This is a genomic window from Microbacterium sp. IO18 (assembly GCF_049099505.1).
GTDB classification, from domain to species: Bacteria; Actinomycetota; Actinomycetes; order Actinomycetales; family Microbacteriaceae; genus Microbacterium; species Microbacterium aurugineum.
Genome location: NZ_JBMJAF010000001.1, coordinates 1,305,692 through 1,324,275 on the forward strand (window position 1 = coordinate 1,305,692; position 18,584 = coordinate 1,324,275).

Annotated in this window: 19 protein-coding genes; 12 read left to right on the forward strand and 7 right to left on the reverse strand. The window is 69.4% G+C overall.

What is annotated here, in order from left to right; genetic code table 11:
- Positions 1-6 precede the first annotated feature (6 nt).
- Genes ACLF6J_RS06265 through ACLF6J_RS06305 form a run of 9 tightly spaced genes read left to right on the forward strand, consistent with a single transcriptional unit; the run spans position 7 to position 8,501 of the window.
- Positions 7-1,617, forward strand: a complete 1,611-nt coding sequence (locus ACLF6J_RS06265) for an ABC transporter substrate-binding protein (protein WP_134353184.1) — start codon at positions 7-9, stop codon at positions 1,615-1,617.
- 1 nt (position 1,618) lies between these two features.
- On the forward strand, positions 1,619-2,584 hold the full coding sequence (locus tag ACLF6J_RS06270; protein WP_131494453.1) for an ABC transporter permease: 966 nt from the start codon (positions 1,619-1,621) through the stop codon (positions 2,582-2,584).
- Positions 2,581-3,465, forward strand: a complete 885-nt coding sequence (locus ACLF6J_RS06275) for an ABC transporter permease (RefSeq protein ID WP_134353183.1) — start codon at positions 2,581-2,583, stop codon at positions 3,463-3,465. The genes ACLF6J_RS06270 and ACLF6J_RS06275 overlap by 4 nt, the downstream gene beginning before the upstream one ends.
- Positions 3,462-4,457 carry an ABC transporter ATP-binding protein gene (locus ACLF6J_RS06280; protein ID WP_081996984.1) on the forward strand — a complete coding sequence of 332 codons (996 nt, stop codon included), beginning with the start codon at positions 3,462-3,464 and terminating at the stop codon, positions 4,455-4,457. The genes ACLF6J_RS06275 and ACLF6J_RS06280 overlap by 4 nt, the downstream gene beginning before the upstream one ends.
- Positions 4,454-5,224: an ATP-binding cassette domain-containing protein gene (locus ACLF6J_RS06285; RefSeq protein WP_131494456.1), complete on the forward strand. Its 771-nt coding sequence runs from the start codon at positions 4,454-4,456 to the stop codon at positions 5,222-5,224. The genes ACLF6J_RS06280 and ACLF6J_RS06285 overlap by 4 nt, the downstream gene beginning before the upstream one ends.
- Positions 5,221-6,240: a P1 family peptidase gene (locus ACLF6J_RS06290; protein WP_244093611.1), complete on the forward strand. Its 1,020-nt coding sequence runs from the start codon at positions 5,221-5,223 to the stop codon at positions 6,238-6,240. Before ACLF6J_RS06285 ends, ACLF6J_RS06290 begins: the two co-directional genes overlap by 4 nt.
- Positions 6,210-6,887 carry an FMN-binding negative transcriptional regulator gene (locus tag ACLF6J_RS06295; protein ID WP_134353181.1) on the forward strand — a complete coding sequence of 226 codons (678 nt, stop codon included), beginning with the start codon at positions 6,210-6,212 and terminating at the stop codon, positions 6,885-6,887. The genes ACLF6J_RS06290 and ACLF6J_RS06295 overlap by 31 nt, the downstream gene beginning before the upstream one ends.
- Positions 6,884-7,975 (forward strand): C45 family autoproteolytic acyltransferase/hydolase, encoded by a 1,092-nt coding sequence (locus ACLF6J_RS06300; RefSeq protein ID WP_134353180.1) that lies wholly within the window; start codon positions 6,884-6,886, stop codon positions 7,973-7,975. The genes ACLF6J_RS06295 and ACLF6J_RS06300 overlap by 4 nt, the downstream gene beginning before the upstream one ends.
- Position 7,976: 1 nt before the next feature.
- Positions 7,977-8,501 carry a hypothetical protein gene (locus tag ACLF6J_RS06305; protein ID WP_134353179.1) on the forward strand — a complete coding sequence of 175 codons (525 nt, stop codon included), beginning with the start codon at positions 7,977-7,979 and terminating at the stop codon, positions 8,499-8,501.
- Between the two features lie 154 nt (positions 8,502-8,655).
- On the opposite strand, the gene purH is transcribed toward ACLF6J_RS06305, so the two are convergent.
- The 3 genes from purH to ACLF6J_RS06320 form a co-directional block, all read right to left on the reverse strand.
- Positions 8,656-10,263 carry a bifunctional phosphoribosylaminoimidazolecarboxamide formyltransferase/IMP cyclohydrolase gene (gene purH / locus ACLF6J_RS06310; RefSeq protein ID WP_047523111.1) on the reverse strand — a complete coding sequence of 536 codons (1,608 nt, stop codon included), beginning with the start codon at positions 10,261-10,263 and terminating at the stop codon, positions 8,656-8,658.
- 35 nt (positions 10,264-10,298) lie between these two features.
- On the reverse strand, positions 10,299-10,886 hold the full coding sequence (gene purN, locus ACLF6J_RS06315; protein WP_047523110.1) for a phosphoribosylglycinamide formyltransferase: 588 nt from the start codon (positions 10,884-10,886) through the stop codon (positions 10,299-10,301).
- 63 nt (positions 10,887-10,949) lie between these two features.
- Complete coding sequence (locus tag ACLF6J_RS06320; RefSeq protein WP_134353178.1) at positions 10,950-12,350, reverse strand: DUF6350 family protein; 1,401 nt, start codon at positions 12,348-12,350, stop codon at positions 10,950-10,952.
- Between the two features lie 90 nt (positions 12,351-12,440).
- Here ACLF6J_RS06320 and ACLF6J_RS06325 point away from each other — a divergent pair, with 90 nt between their 5' ends.
- Entirely contained in the window at positions 12,441-13,916 is a 1,476-nt protein-coding gene (locus ACLF6J_RS06325) for an NCS2 family permease (RefSeq protein ID WP_047523108.1), read from the forward strand.
- 186 nt (positions 13,917-14,102) lie between these two features.
- Here the strand turns inward: ACLF6J_RS06325 and ACLF6J_RS06330 are convergent, their stop codons facing one another.
- Positions 14,103-14,504, reverse strand: coding sequence for a VOC family protein (locus ACLF6J_RS06330; RefSeq protein ID WP_134353177.1), 402 nt, complete (start codon positions 14,502-14,504; stop codon positions 14,103-14,105).
- A gap of 74 nt (positions 14,505-14,578) precedes the next feature.
- Between ACLF6J_RS06330 and ACLF6J_RS06335 the strand changes: the two genes are divergently transcribed.
- Positions 14,579-15,154 carry a TetR/AcrR family transcriptional regulator gene (locus ACLF6J_RS06335; protein ID WP_134353176.1) on the forward strand — a complete coding sequence of 192 codons (576 nt, stop codon included), beginning with the start codon at positions 14,579-14,581 and terminating at the stop codon, positions 15,152-15,154.
- Between the two features lie 94 nt (positions 15,155-15,248).
- Here ACLF6J_RS06335 and sucD read toward each other — a convergent pair whose 3' ends face one another.
- From sucD to ACLF6J_RS06350, 3 genes are all read right to left on the reverse strand, one after another.
- Positions 15,249-16,151 (reverse strand): succinate--CoA ligase subunit alpha, encoded by a 903-nt coding sequence (sucD, locus tag ACLF6J_RS06340; RefSeq protein ID WP_047523105.1) that lies wholly within the window; start codon positions 16,149-16,151, stop codon positions 15,249-15,251.
- 18 nt (positions 16,152-16,169) lie between these two features.
- Positions 16,170-17,336, reverse strand: coding sequence for an ADP-forming succinate--CoA ligase subunit beta (gene sucC / locus ACLF6J_RS06345; protein ID WP_047523104.1), 1,167 nt, complete (start codon positions 17,334-17,336; stop codon positions 16,170-16,172).
- Positions 17,337-17,451: 115 nt separating this feature from the next.
- Positions 17,452-17,805, reverse strand: a complete 354-nt coding sequence (locus ACLF6J_RS06350; protein WP_134353175.1) for a DUF2510 domain-containing protein — start codon at positions 17,803-17,805, stop codon at positions 17,452-17,454.
- Between the two features lie 59 nt (positions 17,806-17,864).
- Here ACLF6J_RS06350 and ACLF6J_RS06355 point away from each other — a divergent pair, with 59 nt between their 5' ends.
- On the forward strand, positions 17,865-18,527 hold the full coding sequence (locus tag ACLF6J_RS06355; RefSeq protein WP_134353174.1) for a TetR/AcrR family transcriptional regulator: 663 nt from the start codon (positions 17,865-17,867) through the stop codon (positions 18,525-18,527).
- Positions 18,528-18,584 lie beyond the last annotated feature (57 nt).

The following is an 18,584-nucleotide window of genomic DNA, read 5'->3' on the forward strand; positions in this document are numbered from 1 at the left end:
ACCGACATGCACAAAGCAGCTCGTGCGGGGGTGGCCGTCGCCACCGTCGCCCTCCTCGCCCTCACCGGGTGCGCCGCCGGCGCCTCACCCGAAACCGAACCCACTCAGGACGAAGCCGCACCCGGCTTCCTCGCCGTCGCCGATGAGGCGTTCGACGGGGGCGGCGACCTCGTCGTCCAGGTCGACTACGACACCGCGGAGGCGAGCGGCCTCGACCCGCAGGGGGCCGCCACCGCCCGCTCCTGGATGCTCGAAGGGCTCTCCTACGAGACGCTCACGACGATCGATGAGAACCTCGACGTGGCGCCGAAGCTCGCCACGTCCTGGGAGACTCCGAGCGACACCGAGTACGTCTTCACCCTCGCCGATGACGCCGTGTTCTCGAACGGACGCCCGATGACCGCCGCCGATGTCGTCGGCAGCCTCCAGCGGCTGATCGACATCCCCACCACCTGGACCGGACAGCTCGGCCCGGTCGCCTCGATCGAGGAGACCGGAGACCTCGAGGTCACGGTCACGCTGTCCAGCCCCTATGCGCCCTTCCTCGCGGCTCTCGCGAACACCCCCGCCGCGATCCTGCCGATGGCGGAGATCGAGTCCGGCGAGGTCGACATCACCACGGAGATGCTCGGCACGGGCCCGCTCGTCGCGACCGCTCACCGTCAGGACGAGGAGTGGACGTTCGAGCCGAACGTCCACCACCCGGATGCCGATGCCCTCGGCTTCTCCACCCTCACGGTCGACATCGTCGGCGACGAGGCGACGCGGGCGGCGGCGCTGCGCGACGGATCCGCCGACTTCGCGGTGCTCAACTCGATCGACTCCGCGGAACTCCTCGCCAACGCGGCGGACGTGACCGTGGTGGGACAGCGGAACACCGACTTCCACTACCTGATGATCAACTCCCTCACCGGCGACGAGGCGTTGCAGGATGAGGACGTGCGCTTCGCGATCAACTCCGCCATCGACCGTGACGCGATCAACGAGCTCGCGTTCGGGGGGTCGACCGCCTCCACCGGCATCACCCCCGCCGTCCTGCCCGATGCCTGCCGCGCGGAGGATCTGCCTTCCGCGGCCCGGGACGTCGCCGCGGCCAAGTCCGTGATCGACGAGGTCGGCGGACTCGATCTCGACCTCTTCGTCTACACCGACGAGCCGGTGCTCGCACAGATCGCTCAGGTGATGCAGCAGAATCTGGCGGAGATCGGCGTCAAGGTCGAGATCCAGCAGGTCGACTTCGCCACGTACTCCGCCAAGGTCTACGGCAGCCCCGCGGACTTCGACCTCGCGCTGAGCTGGTTCGCCGGGTACGCCGATCCCGCCATGGTCACGACGTGGTGGAACCCCGAGGTCGCCGGATTCTCCGCGGTCTTCATGAAGGGGAGCGACGAGCTCGACGCCCTCATCGAGGACGGGTACACCACCGCGCCGGGTGAGGAGCGGGCCGCCGTCTTCCAAGACCTCTGCACCCTCGCCGACGAGCAGAGCGAGATGGTGCCCCTGGTGCTGCGCCCCTCCACCATCGGCTGGAACACGGCGTCGTTGTCCCCGACGCTCAGCAGCGACGAGGGCTACGGCAACTTCCTGCGCTACCTCACCGAGTTCCGCGCCAACTGACATGGCCGTCGCTCTGTGGTCGCTCCGGCGCATCGGCGCCGCGCTGCTGACGCTGCTCGTCGTCTCGGTGCTGATCTTCGCCTCCGTGCGCCTCATGCCCGGCGACTACATCGACCTCGTCCTGGGTCCGCTCGCCACCGAGGCGCAGCGGGCCCAGGCGGTGGCCGCATCCGGGCTCGACGATCCGGTCGTCGCCCAGTACTTCCACTGGCTCTTCGGCGTCTTCACCGGCGACCTGGGGTATTCCTTCGTGTCCAACGTCTCGGTGTCGGAGGAGTTCGGTGCGAGACTCCCGGTCACGGCGACGATCGCGTTGCTGACGATCATCGTGACCCTCCTGGTCGGCATCCCGCTCGGGTTCATCGCCGCGCTCCGCTCGGAGGGTTCGGCCGGCGCGGCGGGTCGTATCGTCAGCGCGCTCGGCATCAGCATCCCCGAGTTCCTCCTCGCGGGACTCGTGGTCTTCGCCGTGTCGACCCTGGGTCTCGGGGTGTCGCTCGGACGCTTCGCCCCCTTCGCCGTCGATCCGGCACGCTTCTTCGGATCGCTGGTGCTCCCGGTCACGGTTCTGTCCGTCGGCTGCGTGGCCGTGGTCGCCCGGAACACGAGGGATGCCGTCATGAACGTCCTCGTCGAGCCGCACGTGCAGGCAGCCGTCGCACGCGGGGAGACACCCGGATTCATCGTGCGGCACCACGTGCTGCGCAACGCGGCGGCTCCCATCCTCACGATCGTGGGGGCACTGGTCGCCGTCCTGCTCGGAGGCACCGTGATCGTCGAGTTCGTCTTCGACATCCCCGGCATGGGCTCGTATCTGCAGACCGCCCTCGGTCGACGCGACTACGCGATCGTGCAGAGCGCCGTGCTCCTCGCCGCGGTCGTCTTCATCGCCGCGAGCCTCATCGTCGACTTGATCGCCAACGCGCTGGATCCGCGCCTGCGCCTGACCGGAGGGAGCCGCCGATGACCATCGCACCCACAGCCGCCCATCGCATCCGCGCAGCCGGACAGTCATCCCGAGGCGTGTGGCGACGCAGCGATGCCGTCCTGCGCACGGCCGTGATCGTGCTGGGGGTGATCGTCGTCGCCACCGTGATCGCGGTCCTCTCCGGCCTGACCGGTTCCACCGATGCGACGGTCGCCGGGCGCCTCGAAGGCCCCTCCGCGATCGCTCCGCTCGGCACCGACAACCTCGGCCGCTCGCTGTTGCCTCGGCTCTTCCAGGGAACCGCGACGACACTCGTGGTCTCCCTCATCGCGGTCCTCTGCTCCGCGGTGGTGAGCACGATCCTCGGAATGCTCGCGGGATACTACGGAGGCGCCGTCAACGAAGCGGTCATGCGCGTCGCGGACGTCCTGTACGCCTTCCCCGCGCTCGTGCTCGCGATCCTCGTGTCCGCGCTCATCGGCCCTGGTCGGCCCGCCGCGATCATCAGCATCGTCGTGATCACGATCCCTCTCATGACCCGCGTCGTCCGCATCGCGACGAGAGGAGTCGCCGACCGCGACTTCATCGTGTCGGCGCGCATCAGCGGCGTGAGGACCCCCGTGATCTTCGCCCGGCGGCTGCTGCCGAACATCGCGGGCACCATCGCCGTGCAGGCGAGCTATGCCCTGTCCGTCGCGATCCTCGTCGAGGGCGGACTGAGCTTCCTCGGCTTCGGCGTGCAGGTACCGGAGGCTTCTCTCGGACTGCTCATCCAGCAGGGGATGCTCTACATGACACAGGCGCCGCAACTCCTCATCATCCCCGGCATCGTGCTGGTGATCTCGATCCTGTGCATCAACATCATCGGCGACGGCCTCCGAGACCGATTCGAACCGCGAGAGACGAGGTCCCTCCGATGACCGCCGTACGCATCAGCGACCTGGCCCTGGACTTCACCGGGACCACCACCGTCCGCGCGCTGGACGGCGTCGACCTCGACGTCGCCGCCGGGAGCTCGATGGCCATCGTCGGCGAGTCCGGGTCGGGCAAGTCCACCCTCGCCGCCGTGATCGGACGGCTCCAGCCGAAGTCCGCACAGATCGTGCGCGGAGAGCTCGAGGTCGACGGCATCGACGTGCGGAGCCTCGACCACGATGCGCTGCGCGCCTACCGCCGCGACACGCTCGCCTACATCGCCCAGGATCCGATCGGTTCCCTCGACCCGACGATGCGGATCGGTGCGCAGTTGAGGCTCGTGCTGCGGGCCATCGGCGACGACGACGGCCTGCCCCGGCAGCTCGCGCTGCTGGAGTCGATGAGGATCAGCGACCCCGCGCGGGTGGTGAGACTGTTCCCGCACCAGATCTCCGGTGGCATGGCGCAGCGCGTGGCGATCGCGATGGCGATGTGTCGCCGGCCGAAACTGCTCATCGCCGACGAGCCGACCGCGGCGCTCGACAGCCAGGTCCGCGAAGAGGTCATCCGGCTGCTGTTCACCCAGGCACGGGAGCAGAAGACGACGATCCTCTGGCTCAGCCACGACCTGCCCGCCGTCGCGCGCTGGTGTGATGAGGTGGCCGTGATGTACGCCGGGCGCGTCGTGGAGCGCGGTCCCGCCGCCGCCGTGCTCGGTCGTCCCGTCCACCCCTACGCCCGCGCCCTCGCCGCCACCGATCCCTCCCGGGCACGACGCGGCGAGCGCCTGTCCAGCATCCCCGGCTCCCCGCCGGTCCTGCATGGCGAGGCCGAGGGATGCGCCTTCGCCGCGCGCTGCGCTCACCGCATCGACGCGTGCGAGGTGGTCCGCCCCGATCCCGTGCCCCCACGGCACAGCCTGTGCATTCGCGCCGCCGAACTCGGTGAAGCGGACCGCCGAGCCGGCCTGGTGCCGGACGAAGGGGTGATCGTATGAGCGACGCGACCGCACCCGCGATCGAACTCGACGACGTCAGCCTCGCCTTCTCCTCCGGTATCGGTGCGAGTCGGCGCACGGTCACAGCGATGGCACACGTGTCGTTCTCGGTCGCCCCCGGAGAGACACTCGGCCTCGTCGGCGAATCCGGTTCGGGCAAGACGACGACGGGCTCGGTGGTCCTGGGCCTGCAGCGCCCCGACACCGGCACCGTGCGGTTCCAAGGCGCGCCGCTCGCCCGCAGTCTGCGCTCCCGCGCCGGTCGCATGCAAGCGGTCCTCCAGCACCCTCGCTGGGCGCTCGATCCACGCTCCACCGTCCTGTCCTCGGTCCTCGAACCGCTCCTCGTGCACGAGCGGCGCACCCCCGCGGTCGAGCACCGTGCCATCGCGATGCTCGAACAGGTCGGGCTCCCCGCCTCCTTCGCCGCCCGCCGACCGCATCAGCTCTCCGGTGGTCAGCTGCAGCGTGTGAGCGTGGCCCGTGCCCTCGTCACCCGTCCGGCGTTCATCGTCTTCGACGAAGCGGTCAGCGCGCTCGACGTCTCCGTGCAGGCGCAGATCCTGAACCTCATCCAGGATCTGCAGGCCGAGCACGGCTTCGCCGCCCTGTTCATCTCGCACGACCTCGCCGCCGTCCGCTACATCTCCCACCACGTGGCGGTGATGCGCGCCGGTGAGATCGTCGAGCACGCGCCGACCGACGTGTTCTACGACCTGCCCAGCCATCCCTATTCGCGTCAACTTTTCCAGGAGCTCTCATCGTGACCAACACCCACCGCCTCGCCCCCGTCCTTTCCGCCGGGCCGCGCCTCTCCAACGACGATTTCGCCCTCTCCCCCGTCCACGGCACCGACCGCGGTCTGGTCGAGTACGACTTCCCCGGGGTCCTCCTCGGGACCGCCGAGTACGCGGAGGGACCGACCGGCGCGACGGTCGTCTCGATCCCGGCGGGCGCTCGCACCTTCACCGACCGACGCGGAGGCGCCGTCGGTGCGAGCGGTCTCTACGGCTACAATCACGCGATCTGCCTCGCCGGCGGGTCCGTGTACGGGCTCTCCGCCGTCGCGGGAGTGTCCGAGGAGCTGTTCGCGCGTGTGGACCACCGGTCCGGCTTCGACCAGCTCCAGCTGGTGTCGGGGGCGATCATCTACGACTACTCGGTCCGCGACAACTCGGTGTTCCCCGACGCCGCGCTCGGCAAGGCCGCACTGCGGGCCGCGCGCGAGGGTGTCGTGGAGGTCGGACGCGTCGGCGGCGGGGCGTCGGCGTCGTCCGGCAAGGTCGACCCCGCGCGGGTCGAGTTCACCGGACAGGGCGTCACCTTCCGCCAGGTCGGCGATGTGAAGGTCCTCGTCGTGACGGTGCTCAACCCCTACGGCGTGATCCTCGACCGGGAAGGGCGCATCATCCGCGGCAACTACGACGACGCGACCGGAGAACGCCGCCACCCCGCACGGGACTACGAAGAGGCCATCGGCGAATCACGGCTGCTGGATTCCATGGCCGGCAACACCACGATCACGGCCGCGGTCACCAACGTGCAGCTGTCCGACGTCGAGCTGAAGCAGTTCGGGCTCCAGGTGCACAGCTCGATGCACCGCGGCATCCAGCCGTTCCACACCCCGCTCGACGGCGACACGCTGTTCGCCCTCACCACCGACGAGGTCGCGCTGCCCGAAGACCCCGGGTCCTCCCGCGGGCGGCTCTCGCTGAACTCGACCGCGGTCGCGACCCTCGCCGGCGAGACCGCGTGGGACGCGATCCTCTGCGCGGCGGGCTGACCGTGTACGAGTTCGAGAAGTACCTCGCCCCGTCGCAGCACGAGGTGAACGAGCTCGTCCGGCGACATCCGTTCGCACTCATCGTGTCCAACGGCGGCGGCGAGTCCGGTGCCCCGACCGTCACCCACACGCCGGTCATCATCGAGCGCCTGGCCGATGACGGAGGCTTCGTCGGAGGCGAGCTCCTCGGACACGTCGCCCGCAAGAACCCGCAGTGGCAGCACATCTCCGATGGCGACGCCGTGCTCCTCGTGTTCTCCGGCCCCCACGACTACGTCTCGCCCACGACGTACGCGGATGACCCGAACGTCCCGACCTGGGACTATGCGGCGGTGCACCTGACGGCACGGGTGACCGTGCTGGAGGACTCCGCAGACGGCATGCACGTCGTCACGCGGACCGTCGAGGAGCTGGAAGGACTGGAGCCCACGCGCTGGGACATGACGAGTTCGCTCCCCACGTTCGAGCGCATCGTCGGCGGCATCGTCTCGTTCCGCTTCGAGATCATCGAGCAGCGCGCGGTGTTCAAGGTCAGCCAGGACAAGCCGCTCGAGGTCAGACGACGTGTCGCCGCCGCCTCGCGCGCCCGAGGCTGCCCCTACGGAGACGTCGCCGAACTCGTCGAGCGCATCGGAGGAGAAGCATGATCATCCACGAGTGGACATCCGAAACCGCCGACCTGCGCGAAGAGGGCCACCGCTTCGGCCAGCACTGGGCACCGCAGCTGCGCGCGGCGCGCGATTCGTACCTCCGGCTGTTCCAGCAGTCCGGGGTCTCCGCGGAGCAGGCCAGGAGCATCGCCGACGAGTGCCGGGGCATGGTCGAGTCCTTCGCGCCCGAGGTCGCGGACGAGTTCCGTGGTGTCGCGGAAGGCAGTGGGCTGGCGCTCACCGACGTGCATCTGCTCACCGCCCGCACCGAGATCCTCGCCCGGATGACCCCGTCGATGGAATGCTCCACGATCGTCTACGTGCCCGACGACGCGAATCCTCCACGCACACTGCAGACGTGGGACTGGCATGAGACGCTCTCGAACGAGACGGTCGTCCGGCGGCTGCGCGCGGCATCCGGAGCCCGCGTCGTGACGTTCTCCGAGTTCGGACAGCCGGCCAAGATCGGTGTCAACGACCGCGGTCTCGGCGTGCACTTCAACATCCTCCACCATCGCAGCGACGGGTCGCAGGCGGGTGTGCCGGTGCACGTGCTGGCACGGATGATGCTCGACGGAGCGCACGACGTGGCCGGCGCGGTCGCGATCGCCGAGTCCGTGCCCCTCGCCGCGTCCAGCGTCCTGACGGTGGTGTCGTTCGATGGCGTGACCCCCGAGGCCGCGGCCGTCGAGGTCTCACCCGCGGGAGTCGCCGTGCTCCCCGCCCCGCGCGGAAAGGCCCTGGCACACACGAACCACTTCCTCGACGAGACGCTCGCCGCGGGCGAGTACTCCCCCTACGAGACGACGAGCGTGCCCCGGTATCGCTGTCTGACCGACGCGGCCGACCTCGCCCGCATCGTCGACGACCGTGAGCGGGCGGTCGCCTTCGGTGCGATCCCGGACGCCCCGATCTCGGTCCGCGCACGGCCGGAGGAGCCGGAGCACCTGCGCTGGGAGACGAAGCTCACCGTGGCGCTCGATGTCGCGCACGGAGCGATCGCATTCGCCGCAGCACCGCCGTCCGAGGTCGCCACGGCCCCGTGGCGGCGCGTCGGTGTGCTCGACGAGCGCGTGCCCAGCTGACGTGCACGCGGTCCTCCATGTCGTCGCACTCCTCCCCGCCGCGGTCGGGGTGGGCGCGCTCGTCGGCATGCGGCGGGATGCGGGACGCCCGGAGCTCCTCGTCGCAGCCCTGATGCTCGCCGGCATGGCCGATGTGATGACGGTGTCGCTGCTCCCGCCGGTGCTGTGGTTCGCGGTGCTCGTCATCGTCGGGATCGTGCTCGCCGCCGTGCGCCGGGCGGCGCCGGTCCCCACCGCTCGTCCGGAGGCGATGGTGTCGACGCATCTGGCTCTCGGCGTCATCACGACCGCGGTGCTCGTCCTCATGATGCCGGGGATCCCGTCGCCCGCGGCGTCTCCGATCATCACGTCGCACGTGCACGGAGCCGTCGACACGATGCCGTTGCTGGTGAGTGCCGGGCTGGCGCTGGGGACGGTGATCCTCGCGGTGGTCGCGCTGCGGACCGAGCGCGCCTGGCCGCATCGGGTCCACCACGCGACCATGGCGGTGTCGACCGTCGCGATGTGCGCGATCGTCGCGACCTGACCCTCCCCGTCCCCCGTCCCCCCGTCCCCCCGTCCCCCGTCCCCCGTCCCTCCAGTGCTGCCGAGACCCCCGCGCAACGCCGAGACCCCCGCCTGCACACGTCGGCAGGCGGGGGTCTCGGCAAGGAACGGGGGTCTCGGCGGGAGACAGTCGCTCAGTGGAAGAAGTGACGCTCCCCGGTGAAGAACATCGTGACGCCGGCCTTGCGCGCGGCATCCACGACCTCCTCGTCGCGCACCGATCCGCCCGGCTGCACGATGGCCGTGACACCGGCATCGATCAGCACCTGAGCGCCATCCGCGAACGGGAAGAACGCGTCGGAGGAGGCGACAGAACCGGCCGCCCGATCCCCCGCACGCTCGACCGCGAGGCGGCACGAGTCGACACGGTTGACCTGGCCCATGCCGACACCGACCGTGGCGTTGTCCTTCGCGAGCACGATCGCGTTCGACTTCACCGCGCGGCAGGCCTTCCACGCGAAGATCAGGTTCTCCATCTCCGCCTCGCTCGGGCGCTCACCCGACACGAGCTCCCAGTTCTTCGCGACCGAGCCGATGTCGTCCGGGAAGCGGTCGGCGTCCTGGAGGAGGAGCCCGCCCGAGACCAGACGCACGTCCATCCGCTCCTGCCGCCAGTCCTGCGGAAGCTGCAGCAGGCGCAGGTTCTTCTTCGCCTTGAACACCTCGAGCGCGGCCGGCTCGAACGCCGGTGCGACGATGACCTCGGTGAAGATGTCCTTGAGGTTCTCGGCCATCTTGAGGGTCACGGTGCCGTTCGCGGCGATCACCCCGCCGTACGCCGAGACCGGGTCGCACTCGTGGGCCCGCAGGTGGGCGCTGGCGATCGGGTCGAGGGCGTTGGGAGCGGTGGTCGCGATGCCGCAGGGGTTGGCGTGCTTGATGATCGCGACGGCGGGCTTGATCATGTCGTAGGCGGCGCGCAGTGCGGCATCCGCGTCGACGTAGTTGTTGTACGACATCTCCTTGCCCTGCAACTGCGTGGCCTGCGCGATGCCGTGGCCACCGGCGCGGGTGTAGATCGCGCCGCGCTGATGGGAGTTCTCGCCGTAGCGGAGGGTCGCGAGGCGCTCGGCCTGGATGGTGAGGTGCGCGGGGAGGTCGCCCGGCTCGGTGAGCGTCCCTTCGGCGAACCACTGGGCGACGGCCGTGTCATACGCCGCGGTGTGAGCGAACGCGCGGGCCGCGAGCTCCCGGCGCTGACCCACGGACGTCCCGCCGGCCTCGATCGCGGAGATGATGGCGGGATAGGACTGCGGCGAGACGACGATGGCGACGTTGGCGTGGTTCTTCGCCGCGGCGCGCACCATGGCGGGTCCACCGATGTCGATCTGCTCGACGACGTCATCGCCGATCGCGCCCGAGGCCACGGTCTCGACGAACGGATACAGGTTCACCACGACGAGCTCGAACGGCGCGATGTCGAGCTCCTCGAGCTGACGCTCGTGCTCCTCGAGGCGGAGGTCCGCGAGCAGGCCGCCATGGACCTTCGGGTGCAGCGTCTTCACGCGGCCGTCGAGCATCTCGGCGACGCCGGTGACGGCGGCCACGTCGGTGACGGTGAAACCCGCGTCACGGATCGTCGCGGCGGTCGATCCGGTCGACACGATCTCGATCCCCGCTCCGGCGAGCGCCTCGGCGAGGACGAGCAGGTCGGTCTTGTCGCTCACCGAGACGAGCGCGCGCCGGATCGGCACGGTGTCGCGGTCGCGGTAGAGCGTGGGGTCGTGGCGGGGGCCGGCCATGATGGGCTCCTTCGTGCGGGGGCGTCGGGTGGAGGTCAGGAAGAAGGCGTCAGGGCGAGATCACCGGTGGCGATCCCGCGGACGACGTCGATGAGCAGTCGACGTTCGACGGGTTTGATGCGCTCGTGCAGGCTGTGCTCGGTGTCGTCGGCGAGGACCGGCACGCGCTCCTGGGCCAGGATCGGCCCGGTGTCGACCCCGTCGTCGACGACGATCACACTGGCGCCGGTCTCGGAGACCCCTGCGGCGAGCGCGTCCCGCACACCGTGTGCACCGGGGAACTCCGGCAGGTACGCGGGGTGGGTGTTGATGAGGCGCGGCGAGTACCGGGCGACGAGCGTCGGCGGCAGGAGGCGCATGAGTCCGCTGAGCACGATGAGGTCCGGCTTCCAGACATCCAGCTGCCGGGCGAGTTCCTCACCCCAGGCCTCACGACTCTCGTGCTCGTGCCAGGGCACCGTGAAGCTGGGGATGCCGAACTCCTCGGCGTGCGCCAGCCCGTCTGCTTCGCGGTCGGCACCCACGACGATGATCCTGGCGGGAAAATCGGGATGACGAGCGGCCTCGAGGAGGGCGCGAAGGTTCGAGCCGGTGCCCGAGATGAGAACGGCGACCGTGAGCACGCGCCCAGTCTACCGGGGTGCGCGACCGGCTCTCTTCCGGCCTCCGCGGCCGCGCGAAAGCGGTCAGTCTCGCGGTTCGGCGGGTTCGTCCTTCGGCCGTTCGAACCGTCGGAGATCGTCGAACGGTGCCGTGTCGTCGGGCCCGGAGGCGTCGACCGACATTCCGGCCACGGGGACTCCTGCCTCCGCACCGGCGGGCGCGTACCCCGGATCGTACGCCGTCATCTCGGCGATCCACCGGTCGGTCCGCTCTTCCGCGAGCTCATCGCGGTGCCGCGGCGAGAGCAGCAGGATTGCGGCGCCGACGAGGACCTCCGCGCCGAGGGCGAGGACGAACGGGACCACGGCCGGTCCGACCACCGCCATCCGGCCCGGCCCCATCGACCCGTTCGCCAGGGCAGCGGCGAGCCCGGCGATCCCCGCGGTGACACCGGCGATGCCGAGTGCGATCACCGCGCGCTGCGGCATCCGCAGCGGAGTGCCCTCCCACACGAGGCGAGAGCGCACCGCCCATCCGGCGAAGGCTCCGGCGGCGACGGGGAGGAGCACGACGATCAGCATCCAGATCGAACTGTTCTCGGGCAGCAGACCGAACACCGGGATGCCGGGCACCACACCGAGCTGGGTGCCGGCGGGCGACACGGCCGTCCCGAACCCGACCGCGAAGCCGGGACCGGCGAGCCAGGAAGCCGCCCACACGATCAGGCTCGGCAGGTAGGCGAGTTGGGCAAGCGTCAGCACGGTCGCCCCGAGCGCGTCGACGCGGGCCGCCTGGAACAGCGCCACCACCTCGCCCCCGCGGAACAGGGTCGTGACGGCGAGAGCCAACGCGGAGGCGCCGACCACGGCGACGAGCGCGAAGGCCGCGCCGCGCACGATCGCGACCGGGACCGGCGCCCAGTCCTCGCGGGCGTCGATCAGATCGTGCAGACGGTCGAGGATGCCGCCGTCCCCGTCCTCCCACGCGATGCGCACGGCTCCGCAGAGCGCGCCGACGAGGTAGACCGCGGTGGGAAGGATGATGGCGAGGGGCAACGAGGTCGCGGCGGCTTCCAAACGGGTCGTCAGTGCGACGCCGGCCGAGATGACGGCGAACACCACGGTGCCGGTCAGGGGCCCCAGCAGCCATGCGCCCGCCTTCGCCGCCCTGTCTCCCGAACGCGCCGCGAAGAGCAGCGTGAAGAACAGGAACGCCAGCGGCGTGATCGACACCGCGAAGCTCGCGGCCTCCGCGGGGATGGCGAGAGCCACCAGGAGTGCATCCGGGATCGTGACCTCGAGCGGCACCCCGTGGCCGAACTGCCAGAGCGTTCCGGTGAGCGGCCAGAGCGCACCCCAGTCCGCGGTGACACCGAAGGCGAGCGTCCACAGCAGCGTCAACGGCGCGAGCAGCACGACGAGACCGACCGCCGCGGCGATGGCGGCATCGAAGGCGGCGAGGAGCGCGACGAGGAGGCGTTGCATAGCGATTCGAGACTACGACGAGTTCCCGACGAAGCCCCTGGGGCGCGCGTGAGGTCGGCGACACGATAGCGTTTCTCCGGAGGTTTCCCGATGACAACTGCCCCGCCCGCCCCGGCATCCACCGAGCCCAAGAACGCCGTCGACCGCTTCTTCGAGATCAGCAAGCGCGGATCCACGATCGGCACCGAGATCCGAGGGGGCTTGGTGACCTTCGTCACGATGGCCTACATCGTGATCCTGAACCCGATCATCCTGTCCGGCAAGCCGGATGTCGCCGGCAACATGCTCGAGTTCAACGCCGTGGGGGCAGCGACCGCGCTGACCGCCGGAGTGATGACGATCCTGTTCGGGCTGGTCACACGACTGCCGTTCGGATTCGCCGCAGGACTGGGCATCAACGCCTTCGTGGCGTTCTCGGTCGTGGGTCAGGTGACCTGGCCGGAAGCCATGGCGCTCGTGATGATCAACGGTGTCGTGATCGTGCTGCTGGCCGCGACCGGCCTGCGCAAGGCGATCTTCGACGCCGTGCCCTTCCAGCTGAAGATCGCGATCACCGTCGGCATCGGCCTGTTCATCGCGTTCATCGGCTTCGTGAACTCCGGTTTCGTGACGGCCACCGGTGCATCGTCGCCGCCGGTCGGGCTCGGCGTCAACGGCTCGGTCGCGACCGTGCCGAGCCTGCTCTTCGTGATCACGCTCCTGCTCACCGGCATCCTCGTCGCCCTCAAGATCAAGGGCGGCATGCTGATCGGCCTCATCGGCGGCACCGTGCTGGCCGTGATCGTCGAGGCGATCTGGCACATCGGGCCCCGTGGTTTCGATGATGAGGGCAACGTGGTCAACCCGGGCGGCTGGGGCCTTACCGTGCCCGCGCTCGACGGTTCGCCGGTCGGTGTCCCCGACCTGAGCCTGATCGGTGCCGTGGACTTCAGCTTCGACCTCAGCAAGGTGAGCCTCGTGGCGATCGTGATGATCGTCTTCACACTGCTCTTCACGAACTTCTTCGACGCGATGGGCACCATGACGGGCCTCGCGAAAGAGGCGAACCTCGCCGACGACAACGGTGACTTCCCGCGCATCAAGTCGGCGCTGGTGGTCGAGGGCGTCGGCGCGATCGCAGGTGGCGCGACCTCCTCGTCGTCGAGCACGGTCTTCATCGAGTCGGGTGCCGGCATCGGCGAAGGTGCACGCACGGGCCTCGCGAACGTCGTCACCGGCTTCGTGTTCCTCGTCGCGATGTTCCTCACCCCGTTGACGTCGATCGTCCCGACCGAGATCGCCGCAGCCGCGCTGATCATCGTCGGTGCCATGATGATGGCGCAGATCCGGTACATCGACTTCTCCGACTTCCGCGTGCTGCTGCCGGTGTTCCTCACCGTGTCCGTCATGCCGCTGACCTACTCGATCGCCAACGGCATCGGTGCGGGCTTCGTGAGCTGGGTGCTCATCCACGCATTCTCCGGCAAGGCCAAGACGATCAGCCCGCTGCTGTGGGTCGTCGGAGCGGGCTTCCTGATCTTCTTCGCCCGCGGTCCGATCGAGGCCCTCTTCGGCGTCGGGATCTGACGACGGGCAGAGATCACAAGAGGGGCGGATGCTGCGGCATCCGCCCCTCTCGCGTCTCCCCCTTCCCCGCCTCTCCGCCCCCTCCTGCTTTCCGCCCCCACTCTCAGGGCGACACGCCAGACGTCGGACGACGTGAGGGAAACGGTCCGACATCTGGCGTGTCGGCGGACGAATCGGGGGCGGAGATCAGGCGTAGGCCGCCGCAAACTCCGGCGCGGGCTCGATCGGCTCGATCACGTCGATCAGCACGCCGCCGGGCGCCTCGACGATGAAGTGCCGCTGCCCGAAGTCCTCGTCGCGCAGCGTCAGGCGCTCGGGAAGCCTCCGCTCCCCCACCAGCCGCGCGTGCTCGGCGGTCGCATCCGGGACCTCCACGTTGAGCAGGAGTCCCCGCACGGGCTCTCGGAACCCTTCGGGAATGGTCTCGTGCGCGCGGTCGAGGATCGCGAGCTCGCCGCCGTCGAAGCGCAGACTGACGTACCAGTCGGCCTCGAACGTCACCTCGAAGCCGAGCTCTTCTCGATAGAACCGTGCGGCGGCGGAGACGTCGTCCACCATCAGCACCGGGTAGAAACTCGTGATGTCCATCCTGACCTCTTTTACATGCAGTGTGTTTGTATCGGTGGGGCTAGAATACATACACGCCGCACGTAAAGGAACCCATGCCCCGAGCATCCGCAGCCGACGCCGCCGAGACCGCACGGCGGATCCTCGATGTCGCCACCGCACATTTCGCCGAGCACGGCTATGCGGCCGTGTCGGTCGACGAACTCGCCCGGGCCGCGAGCGTGACCCGTGGCGCCGTCTACCACCACTACACCTCGAAGCCGCTGCTGTTCGCCGCCGTCGCCTCCGCGCAGCAGCAGATCGTCGCCGACGCGATCGTCGAAGCCACGGCGGGCAGCGCGCCCGACGCCGCTCTCCGCGACGGCAGCCACGCCTTCCTCGACGCCATCACCCGGGGCGCCGCCTCGCGCGTCCTGCTCGTCGACGGCCCCGCGGTGCTCGGATGGGAGCAGTGGCGCCGACTCGATGCCGAGGGCCCCGAGCAGGAGCTGCGTGCCGGACTGCGCGAGGCCGGTGTCTCTCCGGCCCTCCTGGACCCGCTTGCGGCGGTGCTCTCCGGAGCGATGAACGAGCTCGCCCTCTGGCTGGCCGCCCATCCCGACGCCGCCGCGCGCCGTCAGGCCCACCGCGCGCTCGACACCCTGCTGGACTCCGTCGCGCCCCAGACCTGACCTGTCGCGGTCCGTGGCGGCGGACTTCCGGTCCCGGGCACGAAAGAAGGCCCCGGAGTGGAGTCCGGGGCCTTCAGCTCAAGCGTAGCTCAGATCAGAGCGACTCGATGATCGCGCGCATCAGGTCAGCGGTCTCGGACGGCGTCTTGCCGACCTTGACACCGGCGGCCTCGAGGGCCTCCTTCTTCGCCTGCGCGGTACCGGCCGAGCCGGAGACGATCGCGCCGGCGTGACCCATGGTCTTGCCCTCGGGAGCCGTGAAGCCCGCCACGTAGCCGACGACCGGCTTCGTGACGTTCGCCTTGATGAAGTCGGCCGCGCGCTCCTCGGCGTCGCCACCGATCTCACCGATCATGACGATGGCCTTGGTCTCGGGGTCGGCCTCGAACGCGGCGAGCGCGTCGATGTGCGTGGTGCCGATGACCGGGTCGCCGCCGATGCCGATCGCGGTGGAGAAGCCCAGGTCGCGCAGCTCGAACATCATCTGGTAGGTCAGGGTGCCCGACTTCGACACGAGGCCGATCGGTCCCTTGCCCGTGATGTTCGCCGGCGTGATGCCTACGAGCGCCTCGCCCGGGGTGATGATGCCGGGGCAGTTCGGCCCGATGATGCGGGTCTTGTTGCCCTTGCTCTGCGCGTATGCCCAGGCCTCGGCGGAGTCGCCGACGGGGACGCCCTCGGTGATGACCACGAGCAGCGGGATCTCGGCGTCGATGGCCTCGATCATCGCGTCCTTCGTGAAGGCTCCCGGGACGAAGGCGATCGACACGTCGGCGCCGGTCTCCTTCATGGCCTCGGCGACCGAGGCGAAGACGGGGAGCTCGACGGCGTTGCCGTCCTTGTCGGTGTGCGAGACCGTGGTGCCGGCCTTGCGGGCGTTGACGCCACCGACGACCTGGGTGCCGGCCTTGAGCATCAGCGCGGTGTGCTTGGTGCCCTCACCGCCGGTGATGCCCTGGACGATGACCTTGGAGTCCTTGTTGAGGTAGATCGACATTCTTCTCGTCCTTCAGTCTCAGGCGTTGGCGAGCTCGGCGGCCTTGTCGGCGCCCTCGTCCATGGTGGCGGCCAGGGTCACAAGCGGGTGCGCGTAGTCGGCGAGGATCGCACGACCCTCGTCGACGCGGTTGCCGTCCAGGCGCACGACGAGCGGCTTGGAGGCCGTGGCGCCCAGTGTCTCGAGCGCGCCCTTGATGCCGTTGGCGACGGCGTCGCAGGCCGTGATGCCGCCGAAGACGTTGACGAACACGCTCTTGACCTGCGGGTCGCCGAGGATGACGTCGAGGCCGGCAGCCATGACCTCAGCCGACGCGCCGCCGCCGATGTCGAGGAAGTTGGCCGGCTTGACGCCGTTGTGGTTCTCCCCGGCGTAGGCGACCACGTCGAGGGTCGACATGACGAGTCCGGCGCCGTTTCCGATGATGCCGACCTCTCCGTCGAGCTTCACGTAGTTGAGGCCCGACTCCTTGGCCTTGGCCTCGAGCGGGTCAGCGGCGTCCTTGTCCTCGAGCGCCTCGTGCTCGGGGTGACGGATCTCGGAGGCGTTGTCGTCGAGCGTGACCTTGCCGTCGAGCGCGATGATGTCGCCCTCTTCGGTGCGGACCAGCGGGTTGACCTCGACCAGGGTCGCGTCCTCACCCTTGTACACGTCGTAGAGCTTCACGAACACGTCGGAGACCTTCTCGATCAGGTCTTCCGGGAAGTTCGCGGCGCGGGCGATCTCCACGGCCTTCGTCTTGTCGATGCCCGTGAGCGGGTTGACCTCGACGCGTGCGAGCGCCTCGGGACGCTCGACGGCGAGCTCTTCGATCTCCATGCCGCCCTCGACCGAGCAGAGGCTCAGGTACGAGCGGTTGGCACGATCGAGCAGCACGGAGAAGTAGTACTCCTCGGCGATGCGCGCACCCTGCGCGACCATGACGCGCTTGACGACGTGGCCCTTGATGTCGAGGCCGAGAATGGCCTTCGCTGCCTCGTACGCCTCGTCGGGCGTCTTGGCGACCTTGACGCCGCCCGCCTTGCCACGGCCGCCGGTCTTCACCTGGGCCTTGACGACGACGACGCCACCGATCTTCTCGGCCGCCGCCCTCACCTCTTCCGGGGTGTCCGCGACGATGCCGGCGAGGACCGGCACTCCGTACTTCTCGAAAACGTCTCGTGCCTGGTACTCGTACAGATCCACTGTGGTTCCTTCACTGGGCTGCTGTCTGGTAATTCTCTCGATGTCGAGACATCGACCAGTCCCCCAGCCTACTACCTCGACCTGGGCGCGCCCGCGGCCCCGGACTCTCGGTCGATCATCGGAGCGTCGGCACGCCCGGACGCCGCGCCGGCAGCGCGACCAGGCGGAGCTGCCGCGAGATCACGAGCGGAACGAGCAGCAGCGCGGTGCCGGTGGCGACGATCATCGGCCGCACCACGACCACCGGGAGCGCGCTCCACAGCGCGATGAGGATCGAACCGACGAGGAGGGTCACGAGCACGAGCTCGGTCAGGATCAGCTGTCGGCGCACAGCCCTGCGGTCCTCCGCCAGGGTCGTCTCCCTCCCCCGCACCGAGAGGTGCTCGGTCCAGCGCGTGCCGTCCCACCAGCGACGGGTGCCGCGCCGCCGCGTCTCGAACCATCCGGCCGCTCTCCCGCGTTCGCTCACGCCCTCATTATGACGCCCGGCCACCGACGCCGATGGCCGCCGAGGTCTAGGCTTTCGCCATGCACGAATCCGCAGAACTGCGCACGGGCGTCGTCGCCGCAGCGCTCGAACTCTTCAGCGCCCAGGGGTTCGATCAGACGTCGGTGGAACAGATCGCCAAGGCCGCGGGTGTCTCGAGATCGACGTTCTTCCGCCAGTTCGGCGGCAAGGAGGACGTCGTCTTCGCGGATCACGAGGTGCTGCTCGAACAGCTCAGGGAGTTCCTCGACGAAGGGCACGACGACCCCTGGGCTGCGGTGTGCGCGGCCTCCGAATCGGTCTTCGTGCATTTCGCGCACGACCCGGAGCTCGCACGCCGCCGCTACCAGATCGTGCGCCAGGTGCCGGTGCTGCGTGAGCGCGAGATCATCACGGTCTTCCGATACGAGCGGCTGTTCGACGAGTACCTGCGCGGAGCCCTCCCCGGCGTCGACCCGCTCGACGCCGTCGGCTTCGCCGCCCTCGTGACGGCCGTCCACAATCACGTGCTGCGGCAGTTGCTCCGGGGCCGCAAGAAGGTGCCGCTCGCGACGCTGCAGACGGCGCTGGCCGACGTCCGCCGCCGCTACGGCGTCGCGGGAGACGCGGCCCCCGATGCGCCGGACGACATGGTCGTCGCGGTGTTCCCGCGGTCCATGCCGATCGCCGAGGTGACCCGCAGACTGCAGTCGGAGCTCGACTGATCGCTCGAGGGTCGTGAAACCGAGTATCGAGGAGTACGATACTTGGTGCCACGAAGG